This is a genomic window from Paenibacillus sp. AK002, assembly GCF_053903045.1.
Genome location: NZ_CP096377.1, coordinates 5,413,809 through 5,433,709, shown reverse-complemented (window position 1 = coordinate 5,433,709; position 19,901 = coordinate 5,413,809). Strand labels below are relative to the sequence as shown.

Below are 19,901 nucleotides of genomic sequence, written 5' to 3'. Positions count from 1 at the left end.
GGTGTAGTTGTGTTTAAAGACTTGTTTCAGAAAAAAAGAAAATACGCAACGATCCCATCGGAACGACTTGGGACGGCAGGGCAGCCTCAGGAAGGCGAACGCCCGAAACGGGAAATTCCGGAAGGTCTGATGAATAAGTGTGCCAAGTGCGGCACCATTCAATACAGCAAAGAGCTTGAGAAGAATCTGAAGGTTTGTCAGGAGTGCGGGCATCATATGCGCTTGAACGCGGTTGAGCGGATTGCCATGACGCTGGATGAGACAGGCTTTGAAGAGTTTGACGCAGAGATGATCTCGGTGGACCCGCTCAAGTTTCCGGGATATGCGGCCAAGCTGGAGCAGCAGAAGATGAAATCCGGTCTGCATGATGCGGTGATTACCGGCCAAGGCTCCATTCTGGGCCAGCCCGTTGTGGTGGCCGTGATGAGTTTTGAGTTCTTCACGGGAAGCATGGGCTCCGTCGTTGGGGAAAAAATCACCCGTGCGATCGAGTTTGCGACGGACAAGCGTTTACCGCTCATTATTTTCTCCACTTCCGGCGGCGCCCGGATGCAGGAGAGCATTCTCAGTTTGATGCAGATGGCCAAAACAAGCGCGGCCCTGTCCAGGTTCAATGAACTCGGCGGGCTCTACATTTCAGTGATCACGGATCCGACGACCGGCGGCGTGTCCGCCAGCTTTGCGACGCTTGGCGATATCAACATCGCCGAGCCGGGAGCCGTATTCGGCTTTGCGGGCCGTATCGTTATTGAACAGACCATTCGCCAGAAGCTGCCGGACGATTTCCAGACAGCGGAGTTCAATTTGGCGCATGGTCAGCTTGACATGGTTATTCATCGGAAAGATATGCGCTCCATGCTTGGTAAGCTGCTGGAGATGCATACCGTGAAAGGGGGATTCTGATGTCAGGCGAATTGCCTTTTGAAATGCCACTTGCCGAAATGCGCAAGAAGATAGATGAACTGAAACAATTCGGACAGGAAAAAGGGATCGATTTCACGGATGAAATCGCCCGCCTGGAAGAACGATATAGTCGTTTGGAAGAAGAGATTTATTCCTCGATTTCGCCTTCCCAGAAAATGCATCTGGCCCGTCATCAGCAGCGGCCGACGTCGCTTGATCTGATCCAGCTGATCTTTACGGATTTCATCGAGCTGCATGGAGACCGTCTCTACGGGGACGACCTTGCCGTCGTCGGCGGCTTGGCCAAACTTGACGGCGTTCCGGTCACGGTGGTCGGCCAGCAGCGCGGCAAAGACACGAAGGACAACATCGCCCGTTTCTTCGGAAGTCCGCATCCGGAAGGCTTCCGAAAAGCCCTGCGGCTTATGCAGCAGGCGAACAAGTTCAAGCGCCCCATTATCACTTTTATTGATACAAAAGGCGCATATCCGGGTAATACAGCAGAAGAAAGAGGTCAGTCCGAGGCGATCGCCCGCAATTTAAGGGAGATGTCGTCTCTTGGGGTGCCTGTTGTTTGTGTGGTCATCGGCGAAGGTGGAAGCGGCGGTGCTCTTGCGATGGCTGTAGGCAATCGCGTGCTGATGCTGGAGCACGCCATCTATTCCGCCATCTCGCCGAACGGCGCGGCATCCATTCTATGGAAGGATGCGTCCAAGGCGGACCAGGCCGCGGAAGCGATGAAGATCACCGCCAAAGACCTGCTTGAAATGGAAGTCATCGAGGAGATCATTCCTGAGCCTAAGGGCGGTGCGCACCGTAACTACGAGGAGACGGCCGCTGCCATTCGGAGCGCCCTGATCAGCCAGCTGAAGGAGCTGTCCGTGATGGATGCCTGCGAGCTGAAGGAAGACCGGTACCGCAAATTCCGCAAGATCGGCGAATTCGACTTTGCGAAGGCGGAACCGGAAGACGTTATCCTCTAAAAGTCTGATGAGTATGTGACGATATGACAAAGTTCCTATACAAATGAGACTTTTTGTAGTAGATTTAGTTGTTGGAAAAAGAGATATAGAGAACCCTTTAATAAACGGAGGAAACCCAAATGCGCAAAACAAAAATTGTATGTACCATCGGTCCTTCCAGTGAATCGTTGGAAAACACCAAGAAGCTCATTATGGCCGGCATGAACGTGGCTCGTCTGAACTTCTCTCACGGCGACTTCGAGGAGCATGGCAACCGGATCAAGAACATCCGCCAAGCTTGCGAAGAGTTGAACAAAACGGTAGCGATCCTGCTTGATACCAAAGGACCGGAGATCCGTACAGGCAAACTTGAAGTGGAACCGATTGAGCTTGTACAAGATGAATATATCACCCTTACTACCGAGGAAATCCTTGGTGATAAGAATCGTTTGTCCATTACTTATAAAGAGTTGCCTCAAGACGTTCAAGTCGGATCGACGATCCTGATCGACGACGGTCTGATCGGTCTGACCGTGGTGGAGATTCAAGGCACCGAAATCAGATGCCGCATCGTTAATGGCGGAACCATTAAGAGCAAAAAAGGTGTTAACGTGCCGGGAGTCGCGATTTCCCTCCCAGGCATTACGGAAAAAGACGCCAACGATATCATTTTCGGGATCGAGCAGGGCATCGATTTTATTGCGGCTTCCTTCGTTCGTAAAGCAAGTGACGTGCTGGAAATTCGCGAATTGCTGAAGAAGCACAATGGCGAGCACATCCAAATCATCTCCAAAATCGAGAACCAGCAGGGCGTTGACAACCTGGACGAAATCCTGGAAGTATCCGACGGCTTGATGGTAGCCCGTGGCGACCTCGGCGTTGAAATTCCGGCTGAGGAAGTTCCATTGGTTCAAAAACGCATGATCGAAAAATGTAACCTGGCCGGCAAACCGGTCATTACGGCTACGCAAATGCTGGATTCCATGCAGCGCAACCCGCGTCCTACCCGTGCGGAAGCAAGTGACGTTGCCAATGCGATTTTCGACGGAACCGATGCCATCATGCTCTCCGGCGAAACGGCTGCAGGTAAATACCCGGTGGAATCCGTATTGACGATGTCCCGCATTGCGGAAAAAGCGGAATCTGCACTGAACTATCGTGAATTGTTCTTGAAGCAGCGCATTGCACAAGAAACCAGCGTAACCGAAGCGATCAGCCAATCGGTTGCGATTTCGGCACTCGACCTGAATGCCAAAGCGATCATTTCGTCTACCGAATCTGGTCAAACGGCTCGCATGGTATCCAAATACCGTCCACAGGCTCCTATCGTCGCCGTAACGACTCAAGAAAGAACGCTGAGACGTTTGGCACTGACTTGGGGCGTAACGCCGGTTAAAGGCGAGCAGGCTTCTTCTACTGACGAGATGTTTGATTATGCGCTGCAAGGCGGCGTGAAATCCGGACTCGTGAAAGAAGGAGATCTTGTTGTGATTACGGCGGGCGTGCCGCTGGGACGTTCCGGTTCCACGAACCTGCTGAAAGTGGACCAAATTCCACAGCAGAAGTAGATTCATCATCAAGAATCCGCTGGATTCTGAATATAGCTGCATATAAGCAATGGACGACGTTTCTTGTCGGCCATTGCTTTTTGCATACATGAGGGGGAAGAAGACGTTGGCTAATCCATCCGTACCGACGCGAAGCCGCTGGTTCTGGACATCCTTTCGGGTGCGTTACCAGGAAAGCGATCAAATGGGTGTCGTATATCATGCGAACTATTTAAACTGGTTTGAGATCGGGCGTACCGAAATGATCCGTGAAATGGGATTTACGTATCGGGGAATGGAAGAAGAAGGCGTCCTGCTCCCTGTAGTGGATCTGGACATCAAGTACCGCCGGCCGGCGCGATATGATGATCTCGTGACAATATTTACAAGAATGACTGCTTTCTCCCCGCTGCGAATACACTATGAATACGAGGTCCGTCTGCTGAGTGAGCAGGAGCTGGCGGATTTGGGAGCGAGGGGTTGGCATACCGATGCCGAGCTCCCCGGTGCCTTGTTAACGGCAGGAGCGACCCGGCATGTATGGCTGAACCGGGAGTGGAAGCCGGCCCGACTGGATAAATGCGCGCCAAAGCTGTATGATGCATTGAAGGATACCCTTTTGGGGAGGAAGGAGTAGCTTCATGTTCAAATGGATGCTGGCAGCGATTATTTTTGTGCCTACTATTGAGATATTCGGCTTTCAGTTTGTTGCGGACCGCGTAGGCGGCATGAATACATTGCTTTTGACACTGCTGACCTCTGCCGTCGGCGTGGCCATGATGAGATTCGAAGGCCGCAAAGCGATGGAAGACGCCAAGCAGAGAATGAATACAGGCATGGTTCCGGGTGCTTCCATGGCGGACGGTTTATGTATATTTGCGGGTGGAGTACTTCTCATTCTGCCGGGTTTTGTAACCGACATGATCGGCTTTACGTTGATATTTCCGTTGACCCGCCCGCTGTATCGGATTTTGCTGTTGAAATGGATGAAGAAAAATATGAAAAACGGCAAGATTACGATCTTTCGCAGATAATACAAGCAGACATTACCATAAGACCGGTCCCGCAAGGGGGCCGGTCTATTTTATGCAAGGGAGCAGCCTATTTCAATCTTTCCAAATACGATGGTTACATTAGCCCAATGATGAGATAAACCAAGCCGTTTCTTAACGAGGACTACCTGAACCTGCCCCCGATAATGTAATTCCTCAGGTCCTTGAACACATGGGCCCGATGAAAGGCATCCAGGATGACAAGCGACACGGGACCGATGATCAGTCCCAAAATCCCGAACAGCTTAAGCCCGACGAACATGCCCAGCAGAGCGGCAAGCGGATCCAGCCCGACGCTGCTGGCCAGCACCTTGGGCTCCATGATCTGACGGACGACCAGAATGATGCTGTACAGGACCGTCAGCCCGATGCCGAGCGTCAGGTCGTCGGACATAAAAGCATACAGCGACCACGGAATCAGGACGATGCCCACACCCAGGTACGGGAGCAGATCCACCAAGCCGATCAGAAGCCCGATGGAGAAGGCGGAATCCACGCCGAGCGCATAGAGCGTGATCGTGACGATGACAGCCGTAATGGATATGAGAATCAGCTGGGCTCTGGCAAATCCGAACAACGCTTTTTTCAGATCCGAGAAGATATAGTTCATCGGTTTACGAATGACGTCGGGCAGGAGACGGAGCAGCGCGCGGTTATGACGTTCCCAGCTGTTGCTGAGAAAGAACGTGGACAGCAGCACGACAATGAAAATCGTCCCCAAATTCGGCAAATAATAAATAATTTGCAGGATACCGTTAAAAATACCGGTAACGAGGTCGGTCACGGCCGTGCCAATCGTCTGCGTCGTACGGGTGATGTTTTGGTTGATGGTATCGTGATAATTCGGGTTGTTCTGATAGAAACGGCTGATCTCATTGACGATATTCTGGAAGCTCTCATTCTGCGTCCAGGCCGTCAGCCATTCCATCCAGGCGTCAATGTGGAGATTAAAGGACTGGGACAGGGCAATCAGTTCCTTGACCAGCCTGCTGACAGCCGCGGTGAGAATCAACAGGGCTGCGCCGAAATACAGGAGGAGGGACAACGTGACGGCGATCCAGCGCGGCATTCTCAAACTCCGCTGGAGCAGGTTGACGCAGGGGTTCATCGCATAGGCGATGATCCAGGCCAGAAGGAAGGGATAAAGCAGCGGCAGCAGTACATATATCAAATAGGCGATCACGAAGATGGAAGACAGCACCCACACTCCCCGGCCCAAACGTTTAAGCATCAATCGTTCCAATGAATCACACTCCTTTGCAGCTGACTTGGAGGGACGAGCAGAAAGGCTCATTCTATACGTATGCAGGGAGTTTCAATATAAGGATAAAGAGTTCAAAAATGGTCGTCTTCATGATTCGACAATGAGAATTATCACAGGTATAATGGAATTGTAAGTGATTTCAAAAAAATGTTTATGGTATCGATAAAACAATTTGATGCGGCGAATGTCGCTGCTCATGTTCACATATCAGACAAAATCCAGTATGATATGAGAAGGTTTGTGACTAGGACCATAGCAATTTTTTTGCGCGTTTTTCTATTTTTATCTGACTTCATGAAAATGTTTTCATGATTGTCAAAATAGTTCAGTTTATCCCGATCATAAAGGAGAGATGTTGCATGACAGCTACCAAGGGTTTGGAAGGCATTGTAGCTACCACCTCCGCGATTAGTTCGATCGTCGATGGCGTTCTGACTTATCGTGGATATGATATTGACGATCTCGCAGAACATGCAAGTTTTGAAGAGGTAGCCTACCTGCTCTGGTTCGGAAAGCTTCCGAATGTAGAAGAGCTTAAGGCGCTTCAACAAGATTTGAGCAACTATGCCGCCATTCCGGATGAGCTTATCCAGCAGATCAAATTGTATCCGAAGGACGGCAATACGATGGCTGCTCTTCGTTCGGCTGTATCCGCGCTCGCTCTGTACGACGCCGAAGGCGACGATATGAGCCGTGAAGCGAACGAGAAGAAAGCGGTTAAACTTCAAGCTCAGCTTCCGACGATCATCGCTGCCATTGCCCGCGTTCGTCAGGGCAAAGAGCCGGTGGCTCCGAAAGCAGGCGCCTCCATCGCGGAAAACTTCCTGTATATGCTCAGAGGCGAGGATCCTGACCAGACTTCCATTAAGGCTCTGGATCAGGCGCTCGTATTGCATGCGGACCATGAGCTTAACGCATCCACGTTTGCGGCCCGCGTGACCGTAGCCACGCTGTCCGACATTTATTCCGGTGTTACTTCCGCCATTGGCGCGCTGAAAGGCCCTCTGCACGGCGGCGCCAACGAAGCCGTCATGAAGATGCTGAACGAAGTCGGTTCGATTGATCGGGCGCAGGCGTACATTCAAGAGAAGCTGGACAACCGTGAAAAAATTATGGGCTTTGGACACCGCGTATACAAAAACGGCGATCCGCGCGCGAAGCATCTCCAAAAAATGTCGCGCGAGCTTGGCGAAATGAAAGGCGATACCACGTTGTACGATATGTCGGTGCTGATCGACGAAACGGTTACCAACCAAAAAGGCCTGAAGCCGAACGTCGATTTCTATTCCGCCTCCGTCTATACGCAGCTTGGCATTGAACACGAATTGTTCACGCCGATTTTCGCGATCAGCCGCGTATCCGGATGGACCGCGCATATTCTTGAGCAGTATGAAGGCAACCGTATTATCCGCCCGCGCGCAGAGTATACGGGGATGACTGATCAAAAATATGTGCCGATAGAACTTCGCTAAGTGGCTGGCAATCATGTACAATAGGCTAGAGAACCGCTTAAACGCGAGGGAATCGCGGGTGGCGGATTTCTCTATGCCTATTGCACACAGTATCACATTGAAATGGCTAGAGAAAAGAACCATATTCGAAGGAGGAACTCATACTCATGAAACTGGAAAAATTCGCACTGCCGACTGAAGGCGAGAAAATCACGATTGATAACGGAACCCTGCAGGTGCCTAACAACCCTGTTATTCCTTTTATTGAAGGCGACGGCACAGGCCGTGACATCTGGAAAGCTTCCAAGCGCGTCCTGGATGCAGCTGTAGAAAAAGCGTATAACGGTTCCAAGAAAATTGCCTGGTATGAAGTATTTGCCGGTGAGAAGGCATACAATACATACGGTGAGTGGCTCCCGAACGATACGCTTGAAGCGATTCGCGAGTACATCGTTGCAATTAAAGGACCTCTTACAACGCCAATCGGCGGCGGTATCCGTTCCCTGAACGTAGCCCTTCGCCAAGAGCTGGATCTGTACACCTGCTTGCGTCCTGTCCGTTATTTCAACGGCGTACCGTCTCCGGTAAAACGTCCTGAGCTGGTCGACATGGTTATTTTCCGCGAGAACACGGAAGACATCTATGCAGGCATCGAATACAAAGAAGGCTCCGACGAAGTGAAGAAAGTGATCAAGTTCCTTCAAGACGAAATGGGAGCAAACAAAATCCGTTTCCCGGAAACTTCCGGTATCGGCATCAAACCGGTGTCCTCCGAAGGTTCCAAGCGTCTTGTACGCGCAGCGGTTGAATATGCGATCAAGCATGGCCGCAAATCCGTAACGCTCGTTCACAAAGGCAACATCATGAAATTTACGGAAGGTGCCTTCAAAAACTGGGGTTACGAAGTGGCTGAAGCCGAATTCGGCGATAAAGTGTTCACTTGGGCCCAGTACGATATCATCAAGGACAAAGACGGCGTAGATGCAGCTAACGCTGCTCAAAAAGCGGCTGAAGAAGCCGGCAAAATCATCGTTAAGGATGCGATTGCCGACATCGCGCTGCAGCAGGTTCTGACTCGCCCAACCGACTTTGACGTCATTGCGACATTGAACCTGAACGGCGACTACCTGTCTGACGCTCTGGCTGCACAAGTTGGCGGTATCGGTATTGCTCCGGGCGCTAACATCAACTACGTAACAGGACATGCGATTTTCGAAGCGACTCATGGTACGGCTCCGAAATATGCAGACAAGGACGTAGTTAACCCTGGTTCCGTTATCCTCTCCGGCGTTATGCTGCTTGAGCACCTCGGATGGCAGGAAGCGGCTGACCTGATCTACAAAGGCATGGAAACGTCCATCAACAACAAAACCGTGACTTACGACTTCGCCCGCCTGATGGAAGGCGCTACTGAAGTGAAATGCTCCGAGTTCGCAGACGAAATCATTAAAAACCTGTAAGGAGGAGATTCATCGTGGCAATTACTCGTAAAAAGATTACGGTAGTAGGTGCTGGCTTCACAGGTGCGACTACCGCCCTGATGCTGGCTCAGAAAGAACTGGGTGATGTGGTGCTGCTGGATATCCCGCAGCTCGAGAATCCTACCAAAGGTAAAGCGCTGGATATGCTCGAAGCAAGTCCCGTTCAGGGATTTGACAGCAACATAGTCGGTACATCCAACTATGAAGATGCAGCTGATTCCGATATCGTAATCATTACAGCAGGCGTAGCCCGCAAGCCGGGCATGAGCCGCGATGACCTCGTCAACACCAATGCAGGAATCGTGAAGTCCGTATGCGAGAACGTGAAGACTCATGCACCGAACTCCACGGTCATCATCCTGAGCAACCCGGTGGATGCCATGACCTATGTGGCATACAACACGCTCGGATTTCCCAAGAACCGCGTCATCGGTCAATCCGGCGTATTGGATACGGCACGCTATTGCACCTTTATCGCGCAAGAGCTGAACGTATCCGTTGAGGATGTCCGCGGTTTCGTTCTGGGCGGCCATGGCGATGACATGGTTCCTCTCGTTCGTTACTCCAGCGTGGGCGGCATTCCGATCGACACGCTGATTCCGGCTGAACGCATTGAAGCGATCGTGCAGCGCACCCGGGTCGGCGGCGGCGAAATCGTCAATTTGCTGGGGAACGGCAGCGCCTACTACGCGCCTGCTGCTTCCTTGGTCCAAATGACGGAAGCGATTCTGAAGGACAAGAAACGGATTATTCCGGTTATTGCCCTTCTGGAAGGCGAGTACGGTTATGACAACCTGTTCATGGGCGTACCGGCCATTCTCGGCGGAGACGGCATCGAGCGCATTTTCGAGCTTGAACTGACCGCCGAAGAGAAAGCGGCGCTGGATAAGTCGGCGGAATCCGTGCGCAACGTGACTTCGGTCGTGAACCTGTAATTTGAATCAGGATTCACAAAATCGTCTAATAATGCAATCCCGTCCCGTGATTCGGGGCGGGATTGCTTTTCTTTGGATGATCTGTCCAGTATAATAGGAGACGATGAATTCGATGTAACATAAATCACACTAACGACTTTGGAGGAATTGTTTATGTGGAACGTGACATTTTTTCTGCATATGGTCGGTACGGCGGCGCTAGGATTTTACTTGATCCTGCCGTTTGTTGTTGGCGGTATTCAGAAGCTGTCTCTGGGCGCTCAAGAAGGAGCCGTGAATACGATTCGGGTGGCGAACCGTTTTGCGCAGTACGGCTTGGTCATTCAGCTGTTGACTGGCGGATACATGATGTCCCAAGGCGAGTATTCGGTTCCTTGGATGATCATTGTAACGGTGTTGCTGCTGGCGATGTTTGCGATTGGAGGCATTATGAGCAAGCCGCTCAAGAATGCGCTTGCAGGCATCCGCGAGAAGCGTGAAGTGAAGGAAGAAACAAGCAAGCTCGGCACGCTTAGCGCATTGCTCGCCTTGCTGCTTCTGGTTATGATTTTCTTCATGGTATTCAATCATATCATCTAAGAACAGCTACATACGAAGAGAAGCCGTCCGTTGATTCGGGCGGTTTTTTTTAATATTACAGCAATTAGATATTCCGGGGGTTCCCGCAAAACAGCGGACTGGGCTTTGAGCGCAAGGTCCCGTTAAGAGGGGGATTTTGTTACGGGAAAAGCACCGTGCTTACGTTTGATCCCGTTTAATATGGGTAAAAACAATAGCGAAGGGCTTTTTATGGAATAAGAAGCCGCGTCGAACGCATCCTATGAGAGGTAGTTTGAGATACTGACCTGAAAGGAGAAATGTTCATATGCCACAAGATCAACAGAAGCAGACATTGCCGCCCCAGCATCAGGATCACAGACCCGGAACCGAATCGGAGATGCACCCGAAGCCGGAGTTTGAAAGTAACGAGTACAAAGCAGCCGGTAAGCTAAAAGGAAAGGTAGCGCTGATTACCGGAGGCGACAGTGGGATCGGCCGTGCGGTTGCGGTTTACTATGCCAAGGAAGGCGCGGATGTATCCATTGTGTATCTGAACGAGCACAAGGATGCGGAAGAGACCAAGCGACAGGTAGAGCAGGAAGGGCGTAAATGCCTGCTGATCGCCGGCGATGTCGGCGACGACGCGTTTTGCCGCGATGCAGTCACCGAAACCGTAGAGAAGCTTGGGAAGCTCGATATTCTTGTCAACAACGCAGCCGAACAGCACCCGCAGAAGAAGATCGAGGACATTACCAAAGAACAACTGGAGCGGACATTCCGCACGAATATTTTCGGGATGTTCTATTTGACGCAGGCGGCGATGCCGCATCTGTCCAAGGGAAGCTCCATTATTAACACGACCTCCATCACGGCTTATCGGGGAAGCCCGCAGCTGCTGGATTATGCATCAACCAAGGGAGCCATCGTGGCCTTTACGCGTTCCTTGTCGATGAACGTGGTCGGTCAAGGAATCCGGGTAAATGCCGTTGCGCCGGGACCCATCTGGACGCCGCTGATTCCTTCGACGTTCCCGGCGGATCAGGTAGCCGAGTTTGGAGCGACCCAGCCGATGAAACGTCCGGGTCAACCGGAAGAATTGGCTCCTGCTTATGTATATCTGGCATCAACGGACTCCTCCTACGTGAGCGGTCAAGTGATTCATGTGAACGGCGGCGAAGTGATTAACGGTTAAAGCGTTGATTCCATTTGCGCCTAGTAAACATACTCGATGACAAAATAGAGCGGACATCCTGGGCTTCAGCCCGGATGTCCGCTCTTTTATCATGGGAGAGGGTTACGAGAGATTACAGGCATACGGAGAATCAGATGGTTCTAAACCCGTTTGGAAGCCGTCCGGTATCGCGGATCGCCCGGATTTGAGCCAGCGTCAAACGGCGGTTCGAACTAATAATGGACTCTGGCTCTTCACCGCGGATGATATCGTCAAGATCGCCGATGTTGGTGCTGCCGCGGAACACTCTGAATCTGCCCCTGAAATTCGGCTCCGAGAACAGGACCAGGGTTGCGTTAGCGTTGGGGGAGAAGAATCTTAAGCTTTCAATGTCGCCAAAAGCTCTCTCGAGATTCCGGATCCCTACATTGCCACGCACCACAAAACGCCGTCCTCTGTAAAACTCATTTCTGAACAGGGCAAGTCTTGGAAAAACAACCTGGGAGACTGTAACTTTTCTCATCATAGCAATCACCTCCTTTCCTTAACCAATATATGAGAGATTCATAGATTGGTATGGTCATTATGACCGGCAATTCAACACATTTTCTCGTCTCTTTCATTTTTTCAAGTAAACCCTTTCATGTGCGAAATGATATGATATGATAACAATATTGGCAGTTTATAATGATTCTTTTTTTGCTATTAGGATTGGGTCATGAAAGAGAGGAGTTTACTGACGCTATGAAGTTATTTGAAGAGAGCATGTATCGACTGATTGTAGAAACCTCCACGAATTTGCCCGGAGACGTGCGAAGAGCAGTCAACCGTGGACGAGCGTCCGAGGATGCGGCAACGCGAGCGGGGCTGGCACTTGCAACGATCGCTCAAAATATCGAGATGGCCGAGCAGGAAGTATCGCCGATCTGCCAGGATACGGGCATGCCGACGTTTATCGTGCATACACCCGTGGGTGCGAATCACATCGAAATGAAGAAGGCGATCTACGCGGCGGTGGTTCGCGCCACGCAGGATGGCAAGCTGCGTCCTAACTCGGTGGATTCGTTGACAGGCGCCAACAGCGGGGATAATCTCGGTCCAGGTTCGCCCGTCATCCATTTCGAACAATGGGAGCAGGATAAGGTGGACGTCCGTCTCATCCTGAAAGGGGGCGGCTGCGAGAATAAAAACATCCAGTACAGCCTTCCCGCAGAGCTTGAAGGATTGGGAAAAGCGGGACGTGACCTGGACGGAATCCGTAAGTGCATCATGCATGCCGTGTATCAAGCTCAGGGGCAGGGCTGCAGCGCCGGATTTATCGGCGTAGGTATCGGAGGCGACCGCACGACCGGATACGAGCTTGCGAAGCATCAGCTGTTCCGGCATGTGGAAGACGTGAATCCGAATGAGGATCTGGCGAAGCTCGAAGATTACATATTGGAAAATGCAAACAAGCTGGGGATCGGCACGATGGGCTTTGGCGGAGAAGTCACGCTGCTCGGCTGCAAGGTCGGTGCGATGAACCGCCTGCCGGCAAGCTTTTTTGTGTCGGTGGCCTATAACTGCTGGGCGTTCCGTCGTCAGGGCGTACTGATTGAGCCGGAAACCGGGGAGATCGCGGATTGGCTGTATGAAGCAGGCAGCGAGGTGCAGATGAATGCAAACTCCGAAACGGCAGCGTCCCGAGTCGAAGAATCAGCGCCGAGTGATTCCCAGGGACGTGAAGTAGTGCTTCAGACGCCGATCAGCGAGGAGCAGATCCGTTCCCTGCGTGTCGGGGATGTGGTGGTGATCCGAGGCGAGATGCATACCGGACGTGATGCGCTTCATAAATACCTGATGGATCACGATGCCCCAATCGATCTGAACGGAGCCGTGATTTATCACTGCGGTCCGGTTATGATGCAGGATGAAGAGGGATGGCATGTCAAGGCGGCAGGCCCGACGACCAGTATTCGGGAAGAGCCGTACCAAGGCGATATTTTGAAAAAATTCGGCATTCGCGCGGTCATCGGAAAAGGCGGCATGGGACCGAAGACGCTTCAAGCCTTGCAGGAGCATGGCGGCGTGTATCTGAATGCCATCGGCGGGGCTGCCCAGTATTATGCGAGATGCATCAAAAAAGTTAACGGCGTGGATTTCATGGAGTTCGGCATTCCGGAAGCGATGTGGCATTTGGAGGTCGACGGCTTTGCCGCCATCGTTACCATGGATTCGCACGGAAACAGTCTGCATGCCGATGTGAGCAAGGATTCCGCACAGAAGCTGGCGATGTTTAAAGAGCCGGTGTTCTCCTGATTCATACCACGATGAGTAAGCATCGATTGGCCATCACGTGCCGGTCGGTGCTTTTTTGTTGAGCGCAAGCAGGGAGCCTTATTTCGAGAATTTTCGTTGCGGTTCGGATCGCTCCGGTTTATGATGAAAGTCAAATACGTCAATTCAGTCATAGGAGGAAACTGTTGAGAAGTTTTGGACTGGCCTTTGCATCTTGGTTTGAAAAGTACACCTTTCTTTTGATTCCCGGGTCGCTGGTGCTAGGCTGGCTGCTCTCGGACGTGCTGCTGGACTTTGTTCACTGGATTCCTTATCTATTCGGTTATATTACGCTGGTCATGGCGCTTGGCTGCGGCATCCGCCATCTGCAAGGGGTGCTGAAACGCCCCTTTGCCGTCATGCTGACGCTGTTTCTTGCCCATGCGGCCGCACCGGTGCTCGCCTATGGATTGGGCTCGGCCGTATTCGGCGCGGACTCGGACTATACGATAGGCTTGCTGCTGTTCGCGATCATTCCGCTCGGGATATCCTCGGTGATGTGGGTCGGAAGCTCCGGCGGCAGCGTTCCGTTCATCTTGGCGGTGGTGGTGCTGGACACCATACTCAGTCCCTTGGTCGTGCCGGCTCTGATGGATATGTTTATCGGAGATGCACTGGTTGCATGGAATGCGTCCGAGCTGATACTTGATTTGCTGACTATGGTGGTATTGCCCACTCTGATCGGGGTGATGCTGTATGAGGTATCCAAAGGACGGATCAAGGAGTGGTCAGCTCCCGTGACGCAGCCGATATCGAAGCTGTTTTTCATGCTTGTGGTGATGCTGAACGCGGCGGCTATCGCTCCCCATGCCGCAGGCATGAAGGAGGAAATGCTGGTGGTCATCCCGGTTGTCGTTGCGCTGATCGTGATCTGTTATTTACTCGGCTACTTTGGCTCCTATGCGATGCCGGGACGGACACAGGACATGCAAATTACATTTACCTACGCGTCCGGCATGAGGAATATATCCCTCGGGATGGTGCTTGCGACATCGTATTTTTCGCCCCAGGCGTCCATTCCGGTCGTGCTGGGCATTATGTTTCAACAGCCGGCGGCAACGGTCATTCACGCACTGTTCCACCGAAGACGGACACGGGCGGTAAGTTATCCAAAATGATCATGAAGCAGAAAGAGGAGAGACCATGAGGCAGTATCGCAACCGTTTGACTCTGATTATGCTTACTTTAATCGGGTTATCCATGCTTGCGGCAGGCCTGGCTATGGTGACGGTGTTCAAACAGTCCCATATCCAGCTGCTGGAGGATAATATGGTCCGGGAGATTCGGCTCCTGCAGACCATGATGGAGTTCCCGGATACGGACGGCGCGGAAGCCGTTTCGTATTATACCGACAGGTCCTTGCAGCTGGAGGAGCTGTCCGATGCGAGAGTGACGTTCATACTGAAGGACGGCAGGGTGATCGGGGATTCGGAAAGCGACCCGTTGACCATGGATAATCATGCTTATCGCGAGGAGATGCTTCAAGCGGTCAAAGAAGGCCGCGGGAGTACCATTCGCCGCAGCGATACGCTTCAGCAGGATATGCTGTATGTCGCTCTCCCGGTCAAGGCCGGGGAGAATTTCGACGGATTCGTCCGGTTGTCCGTCAGCCTGAAGGAAGTCGACCAGGGAGTCAAGCAAGGCTGGACCGTTATGGGGATTGGCCTGCTGGTGCTGTTTCTGATTGCTGCCTTGGTGAGCTACCGCGTCGCTCAAGGATTGACTTCGCCGCTTGAGAAGATTACGCGCGTAGCTAGACGGATTTCGCGTCTGGAATACGATGCGAGAGTAAAGATTCACCGTAAGGACGAGATCGGTCAATTGGCGCAAGCCATCAATGGAATGGCAGACAGCCTTCAAACCCAGCTGCGGACGATACGGGATAACGAAGACTTGCTGCAAAGCGTCCTCAACAATATGACAGGGGGCATCGTCTTGGTTAGCGGAGCCGGCCAAATCATCCTTGTAAACCGGGCTGCTGAGAAAATGCTCGGCATTAATGCCGAGGTGATTACCGGGAAATCGTACCGCGAGCTGAAGCAGCATTATGAATTGACCAAACTGATGGAGGAAGGCCTTGGAAGCCAAGCGGACTTCCATGAAGAACGCAACGTTTATTATCCGGTGGAATCGATTATCCGCATTGACGGAGTGACGATGATGCAAGAGGAAGAGCAGGAGCCTTATCGGCGCGGCATGCTCTTCCTGCTGCAGGACGTTAGCGATATTCGCAGGCTCGAACGCATGCGAAGCGAATTCGTTGCCAATGTGTCTCATGAGCTGAAGACCCCGCTGGCTGCGGTGAAAGGATTTGCCGAAACGCTGCTCGGCGGCGGAGTGACCGACGAGAAGACGTCACGTTCCTTCCTCCAGATCATCTATGACGAATCCGAACGGCTGAACCGTTTGATCGGTGACATTCTGGAGCTGTCCAAGATCGAATCGAAGCGGATTCAGATGGATTACTCGCCGATTCATCTGTCGGCGTTCTTCGATACGATATCCGAAATGATGCGCACGGTAGCGGAGAAGAAGCGGATCAGCCTGGAGCTCGACGTTCCGGAGGAGCTGTTTATGGAAGGCGATGAGGATAAGCTTCGCCAGATATTTATGAATCTTCTCTCGAATGCCATCAGTTATACGCAGGAGGGCGGACGAGTAAAATTAACGGCGCGTGAAAAGCATAATAACGGGAGTGCCGATGATTTGGTGGAATTCGTTGTCAAGGATTCCGGGATCGGCATTCCGAAGAAGGATCTGCCCCGCATTTTTGAACGATTCTACCGTGTGGATAAAGCGCGTTCGCGCGGATCCGGCGGAACGGGGCTCGGCCTATCGATCGTTAAGCATCTGGTGGACCTTCACCACGGAACCATCAAGGTTGAAAGCGAGCTGGGCATTGGAAGCTCCTTCATCATCGAGCTTCCGATCCTGCAGGAAACCCACGATACAGGGAGTTAACACTCCGTTAACATTCTGTTGATATACTTGCATGAGCAGTCCAATTAACAAGATAAGGGCGGGGGTACCATTGACGCAACGCATGCTTGTCATCGAAGATGAGCCGACACTTTCGCGGCTGTTGTCTTACAATTTGACGCAGGAAGGCTTTCAAGTCGAGGTAGAGGAACACGGTACGGCAGGTTACGAGAAAGCGTCACAACATGAATACGATTTGATCCTGCTGGATGTTATGCTGCCTGGCATGAACGGCTTTCAGATCTTAGAGAAACTACGCAGTAACGGAATTACGACGCCGATCATCATTTTGACCGCGAAGAACGCCGAAGAGGAAGTTGTTCAAGGTTTGAAGATGGGGGCGGATGACTATATTACCAAGCCGTTTGGCGTGTCCGAGCTGCTGGCTCGCGTATCGGCCGTCATGCGCCGGGTGTCCGGTCATGCTGACGAGGTAAAGACGACGGACAATCAAGGCAACGTCATTGCGCTTGGGCAGCTGGAAATCTATCCTGAGAAATACGAGGTGCGGCTTGGCGGTCAGAGCATTAATCTCCGTCCGAAAGAATTCGAGGTGCTTCTCTATCTGGCCAAGAAACCGGGCGTGGTGTTAACAAGGGACGATCTGATGAACGTGGTCTGGGGCTTCGATTATATCGGCGGACAGCGAACCGTCGACGTTCACGTGAGCTCCCTGCGCAAGAAGCTTGAACTTGATCCTGAGTCCGTACACATCGACTCCATCCGCGGAGTTGGTTATAAACTTGTGGTAAATCCTATTAAAGGCTCCCATCATTCGATTTGAAATGATGCGGAGTATTTTTTTTGGGTCTTTGGGCAGGACCTAAGCATGTCCAATGTCTCATATTCTTGCCAACATCCCTCCTTCGTTTACACTCCCTTAATCATTCGAGAATATTCCCATAACACTTGTCCGTTAAGATGCGTCTAAAGGACCAGATCAATCAAGGGGTGAGGGCGCATGACACTGCTTCAAAGCCAACCGAATCAGACAGAGAGAACCGAAGGTGAAGTAGAGGCAGCAATGGATGGCCAATCAGCAAGCAAACCTGAAGCAGGCGCATTATATCGGCAGTACATAAGAAAGGTCCCTATTATCCGAAAATCCGAAACCTGCCTCGACGTGCTGAATGTTTTTACGAAGGATCAGCATATTCCTTGCGTTATTTATTGCGATGAGTCAGACAGGCCGTCGGGGCTGATCATGCGGGATGCTTTTTACCGGCGAATGATGGGCCGGTTTGCCGTTGACCTGTATTATTCCAGGCCGGCCTTCCAGTTTGGGGACCATCAACCGATGAAGGTCGATGTGACCGAGAAGGTAGGAACACTGCTGCAATTGGCCCTGCGGCGCCCGGATTCGAAATTTTATGATTGCGTCCTGATGACGGAGGCTGACCGCCTGCTGGGCGTGCTTACCGTTCGGGATTTAATGAGCCTGTCGAGCGGTCTCCAAACGGAAGCCGAAGAGAAGCGGGAGCTGATTCTTCAGGAAAGCTTCCGGCATACCGGGAACATCCAATCCTCGTTGACCGAGGTTCGAGCGGCGGCAGCCAGAACGAATGCGGAATGTATACGGATGAGGGAATGGTCCCAGACGGGTAAGAAGAAGCTTGACCATGTCCGAACCTCTTATCTTGGCCTAGTGGAGGATATGACGAAGCGTGAAGGGCAGGCTGCCGAGCTCGCTGCGGATGCCAGCCGCATTTCCTCGATAACCGGGATGATTACCGAGCTGGCCAATCAAAGCAGTTTGCTGGCAATGAATGCTTCGATTGAAGCTGCGCATGCCGGAGAGCATGGGCGGGGATTTCAAGTGGTAGCGGCAGAGGTGCAGTCGCTGGCCAAACAAACGCGTAAGCTGTCAGGGGATATCGCCCAGCTGCTGGAGCATATCCAGCGGCTGGCGGGAGATACAGCCGTAGGCGCCGTATCTTCGCTGAGGGAAATCCAGTCCTGCGAGGGGTATGTAACCGAAGGCGCCGAAATGTTTAACGAAATGGAGACCGCCGTCGAGAAGGTTCAGAAGTCGGGGAATCAGGTTTATCAACTGGCGGAGGAAACCGTTAGGCGCGTGGAGCGGGTGAAGGATGAGCTCGCAGGATTAAACGGATCGTTAGAAGAAAAGCCGAGCCTATGAATCTAGTTTTATCAAAATATTTTACACTGCGTTTACATTTCTCAGAAACTGTTATTACATTACGGGATTATTATCAATATTGTAAGTAGGAAGTTAGAGACAACAACCATTTTGAAGGAGTGGATTCGTTTGTTTAAAAGAAGGGGTCGTAAACCAGCAGGTATTCTCGTACTGGTATTGATGCTGAGCACGCTTTTGGCGGCATGCGGCGGAGGAACAACTTCCGGCGGTGCTTCCGGAGAAAATACAGACAACGGTTCAGCACAGCAAAATGAAGGAAGTACAACAACAGCTTTGTCGGGGACGATTGAAATTGACGGCTCCAGCACATTGCATCCATTGACCGAAGCCATTGCCGAAGAGTTCGGCGCAGCTAACCCGGATGTCCGCATTCCGATCGGAACAGGCGGAACAGGTGGCGGTTTCAAACGCTTTAACAATGGAGAGATTCCAATCTCCAATGCATCCCGTCCAATTAAAGACAGTGAAGCTGAAGAAGCAAAATCCAAGGGCATTTCCTATCATGAGGTTCTGGTAGCTTATGACGGACTATCCGTTGTTGTTAACCCGAGCAATGAATTCGTAGATAAATTGACAGTAGATGAGCTGAAGAAAATTTACGAGCCGAACAGCACCGTAAAAACATGGGCTGACGTTCGCGAAGGATGGCCGGCAGAGGAAATCAAAATTTACTCTCCTGGTACAGACCACGGAACATTCGACTACTTCACAGAAGCGATTAACGGTGAAGCACAAGCAAGCAGAAACGACAGCCAAATCACGTTCAGTGCCGATACAAACGCAGTCGTACAAGGAGTTGCTGGCGACAAAAACTCCATCGGATACTTCGGATTCTCCTTCTATGAAGAGAACCAAGACAAGTTGAAGCTGGTTCCGATCGATAACGGTACAGCTACCGTAGCTCCAAGCATGGAAACGATCAAGGATAACAGTTATGCTCCATTGTCCCGTCCGCTGCTGCTTTACGTAAACGATAAAGAGCTTGAGCGCCCGGAAGTGAGTGCATTCATGACCTTCTACCTTGATAATGCCGCTAGTCTTGCTGGCGAAGTCGGTTTCGTACCGCTTCAAGACGAACAGTATCAAGAAGAAAAAGACAAGTTGGCAAAATAATAAAGATTTCATGCCCGAAGGGAATC

At 51.7% G+C, this 19,901-nt stretch carries 18 protein-coding genes; 16 read left to right on the top strand and 2 right to left on the bottom strand.

Features of this window, described 5'->3' with window-relative positions:
* Positions 1-9: 9 nt before the first annotated feature.
* The 5 genes from accD (at position 10) to M1D70_RS24145 (ending at position 4,446) form a co-directional block, all read left to right on the top strand.
* On the top strand, positions 10-903 hold the full coding sequence (gene accD, locus M1D70_RS24165; RefSeq protein ID WP_456288185.1) for an acetyl-CoA carboxylase, carboxyltransferase subunit beta: 894 nt from the start codon (positions 10-12) through the stop codon (positions 901-903).
* Positions 903-1,886 carry an acetyl-CoA carboxylase carboxyltransferase subunit alpha gene (locus tag M1D70_RS24160; RefSeq protein WP_009595072.1) on the top strand — a complete coding sequence of 328 codons (984 nt, stop codon included), beginning with the start codon at positions 903-905 and terminating at the stop codon, positions 1,884-1,886. Before accD ends, M1D70_RS24160 begins: the two co-directional genes overlap by 1 nt.
* A gap of 119 nt (positions 1,887-2,005) precedes the next feature.
* A complete protein-coding gene (gene pyk, locus M1D70_RS24155) occupies positions 2,006-3,433 on the top strand; it encodes a pyruvate kinase (protein WP_009595064.1) in 1,428 nt (475 codons plus the stop codon).
* A 106-nt stretch (positions 3,434-3,539) separates the two neighbouring features.
* The gene (locus M1D70_RS24150) at positions 3,540-4,049 is read left to right on the top strand and encodes an acyl-CoA thioesterase (RefSeq protein WP_456288184.1); all 510 of its coding nucleotides are present in this window, start codon (positions 3,540-3,542) and stop codon (positions 4,047-4,049) included.
* Positions 4,050-4,053: 4 nt separating this feature from the next.
* Entirely contained in the window at positions 4,054-4,446 is a 393-nt protein-coding gene (locus tag M1D70_RS24145; protein ID WP_096776312.1) for an FxsA family protein, read from the top strand.
* A gap of 142 nt (positions 4,447-4,588) precedes the next feature.
* On the opposite strand, the gene ytvI is transcribed toward M1D70_RS24145, so the two are convergent.
* Positions 4,589-5,707 carry a sporulation integral membrane protein YtvI gene (ytvI, locus tag M1D70_RS24140; RefSeq protein ID WP_456288183.1) on the bottom strand — a complete coding sequence of 373 codons (1,119 nt, stop codon included), beginning with the start codon at positions 5,705-5,707 and terminating at the stop codon, positions 4,589-4,591.
* 380 nt (positions 5,708-6,087) lie between these two features.
* Between ytvI and citZ the strand changes: the two genes are divergently transcribed.
* The 5 genes from citZ to M1D70_RS24115 all read left to right on the top strand — a co-directional run bounded on the left by citZ (position 6,088) and on the right by M1D70_RS24115 (position 11,327).
* Entirely contained in the window at positions 6,088-7,200 is a 1,113-nt protein-coding gene (gene citZ / locus M1D70_RS24135) for a citrate synthase (protein ID WP_009595070.1), read from the top strand.
* A 146-nt stretch (positions 7,201-7,346) separates the two neighbouring features.
* Positions 7,347-8,639 (top strand): NADP-dependent isocitrate dehydrogenase, encoded by a 1,293-nt coding sequence (gene icd / locus M1D70_RS24130; protein WP_009595069.1) that lies wholly within the window; start codon positions 7,347-7,349, stop codon positions 8,637-8,639.
* 14 nt (positions 8,640-8,653) lie between these two features.
* Positions 8,654-9,595: a malate dehydrogenase gene (mdh, locus tag M1D70_RS24125; protein ID WP_015736984.1), complete on the top strand. Its 942-nt coding sequence runs from the start codon at positions 8,654-8,656 to the stop codon at positions 9,593-9,595.
* A gap of 153 nt (positions 9,596-9,748) precedes the next feature.
* Positions 9,749-10,174 (top strand): hypothetical protein, encoded by a 426-nt coding sequence (locus M1D70_RS24120; protein ID WP_009595065.1) that lies wholly within the window; start codon positions 9,749-9,751, stop codon positions 10,172-10,174.
* Between the two features lie 286 nt (positions 10,175-10,460).
* Positions 10,461-11,327 (top strand): SDR family oxidoreductase, encoded by an 867-nt coding sequence (locus M1D70_RS24115; protein ID WP_015736983.1) that lies wholly within the window; start codon positions 10,461-10,463, stop codon positions 11,325-11,327.
* A gap of 130 nt (positions 11,328-11,457) precedes the next feature.
* Here the strand turns inward: M1D70_RS24115 and M1D70_RS24110 are convergent, their stop codons facing one another.
* A complete protein-coding gene (locus tag M1D70_RS24110) occupies positions 11,458-11,832 on the bottom strand; it encodes a hypothetical protein (protein WP_456288182.1) in 375 nt (124 codons plus the stop codon).
* Positions 11,833-12,050: 218 nt separating this feature from the next.
* On the opposite strand from M1D70_RS24110, the gene M1D70_RS24105 reads away from it, so the two are divergent.
* From M1D70_RS24105 to M1D70_RS24080, 6 genes are all read left to right on the top strand, one after another.
* Positions 12,051-13,604, top strand: coding sequence for a fumarate hydratase (locus M1D70_RS24105; protein WP_456288181.1), 1,554 nt, complete (start codon positions 12,051-12,053; stop codon positions 13,602-13,604).
* 164 nt (positions 13,605-13,768) lie between these two features.
* Positions 13,769-14,740, top strand: a complete 972-nt coding sequence (locus M1D70_RS24100) for a bile acid:sodium symporter family protein (RefSeq protein ID WP_009594628.1) — start codon at positions 13,769-13,771, stop codon at positions 14,738-14,740.
* Positions 14,741-14,765: 25 nt separating this feature from the next.
* Positions 14,766-16,583 (top strand): two-component system histidine kinase PnpS, encoded by a 1,818-nt coding sequence (gene pnpS / locus M1D70_RS24095; protein ID WP_009594631.1) that lies wholly within the window; start codon positions 14,766-14,768, stop codon positions 16,581-16,583.
* A gap of 70 nt (positions 16,584-16,653) precedes the next feature.
* The gene (locus tag M1D70_RS24090) at positions 16,654-17,385 is read left to right on the top strand and encodes a response regulator transcription factor (protein WP_456288180.1); all 732 of its coding nucleotides are present in this window, start codon (positions 16,654-16,656) and stop codon (positions 17,383-17,385) included.
* Positions 17,386-17,562: 177 nt separating this feature from the next.
* A complete protein-coding gene (locus M1D70_RS24085) occupies positions 17,563-18,741 on the top strand; it encodes a methyl-accepting chemotaxis protein (RefSeq protein WP_456288179.1) in 1,179 nt (392 codons plus the stop codon).
* Between the two features lie 129 nt (positions 18,742-18,870).
* Positions 18,871-19,875, top strand: a complete 1,005-nt coding sequence (locus M1D70_RS24080) for a PstS family phosphate ABC transporter substrate-binding protein (RefSeq protein ID WP_009594622.1) — start codon at positions 18,871-18,873, stop codon at positions 19,873-19,875.
* Positions 19,876-19,901 lie beyond the last annotated feature (26 nt).

Bases quoted from the DNA above. Each gene is read 5' to 3' on its own strand.
- M1D70_RS24145 (WP_096776312.1), top strand. From the start codon at position 4,054: ATGTTCAAATGGATGCTGGCAGCGATTATTTTTGTGCCTACTATTGAG.
- citZ (WP_009595070.1), top strand. From the start codon at position 6,088: ATGACAGCTACCAAGGGTTTGGAAGGCATTGTAGCTACCACCTCCGCG.
- M1D70_RS24120 (WP_009595065.1), top strand. From the start codon at position 9,749: ATGTGGAACGTGACATTTTTTCTGCATATGGTCGGTACGGCGGCGCTA.
- M1D70_RS24105 (WP_456288181.1), top strand. From the start codon at position 12,051: ATGAAGTTATTTGAAGAGAGCATGTATCGACTGATTGTAGAAACCTCC.
- M1D70_RS24160 (WP_009595072.1), top strand. From the start codon at position 903: ATGTCAGGCGAATTGCCTTTTGAAATGCCACTTGCCGAAATGCGCAAG.
- M1D70_RS24110 (WP_456288182.1), bottom strand. From the start codon at position 11,832: ATGATGAGAAAAGTTACAGTCTCCCAGGTTGTTTTTCCAAGACTTGCC.
- pyk (WP_009595064.1), top strand. From the start codon at position 2,006: ATGCGCAAAACAAAAATTGTATGTACCATCGGTCCTTCCAGTGAATCG.
- pnpS (WP_009594631.1), top strand. From the start codon at position 14,766: ATGAGGCAGTATCGCAACCGTTTGACTCTGATTATGCTTACTTTAATC.
- M1D70_RS24115 (WP_015736983.1), top strand. From the start codon at position 10,461: ATGCCACAAGATCAACAGAAGCAGACATTGCCGCCCCAGCATCAGGAT.
- M1D70_RS24085 (WP_456288179.1), top strand. From the start codon at position 17,563: ATGACACTGCTTCAAAGCCAACCGAATCAGACAGAGAGAACCGAAGGT.
- icd (WP_009595069.1), top strand. From the start codon at position 7,347: ATGAAACTGGAAAAATTCGCACTGCCGACTGAAGGCGAGAAAATCACG.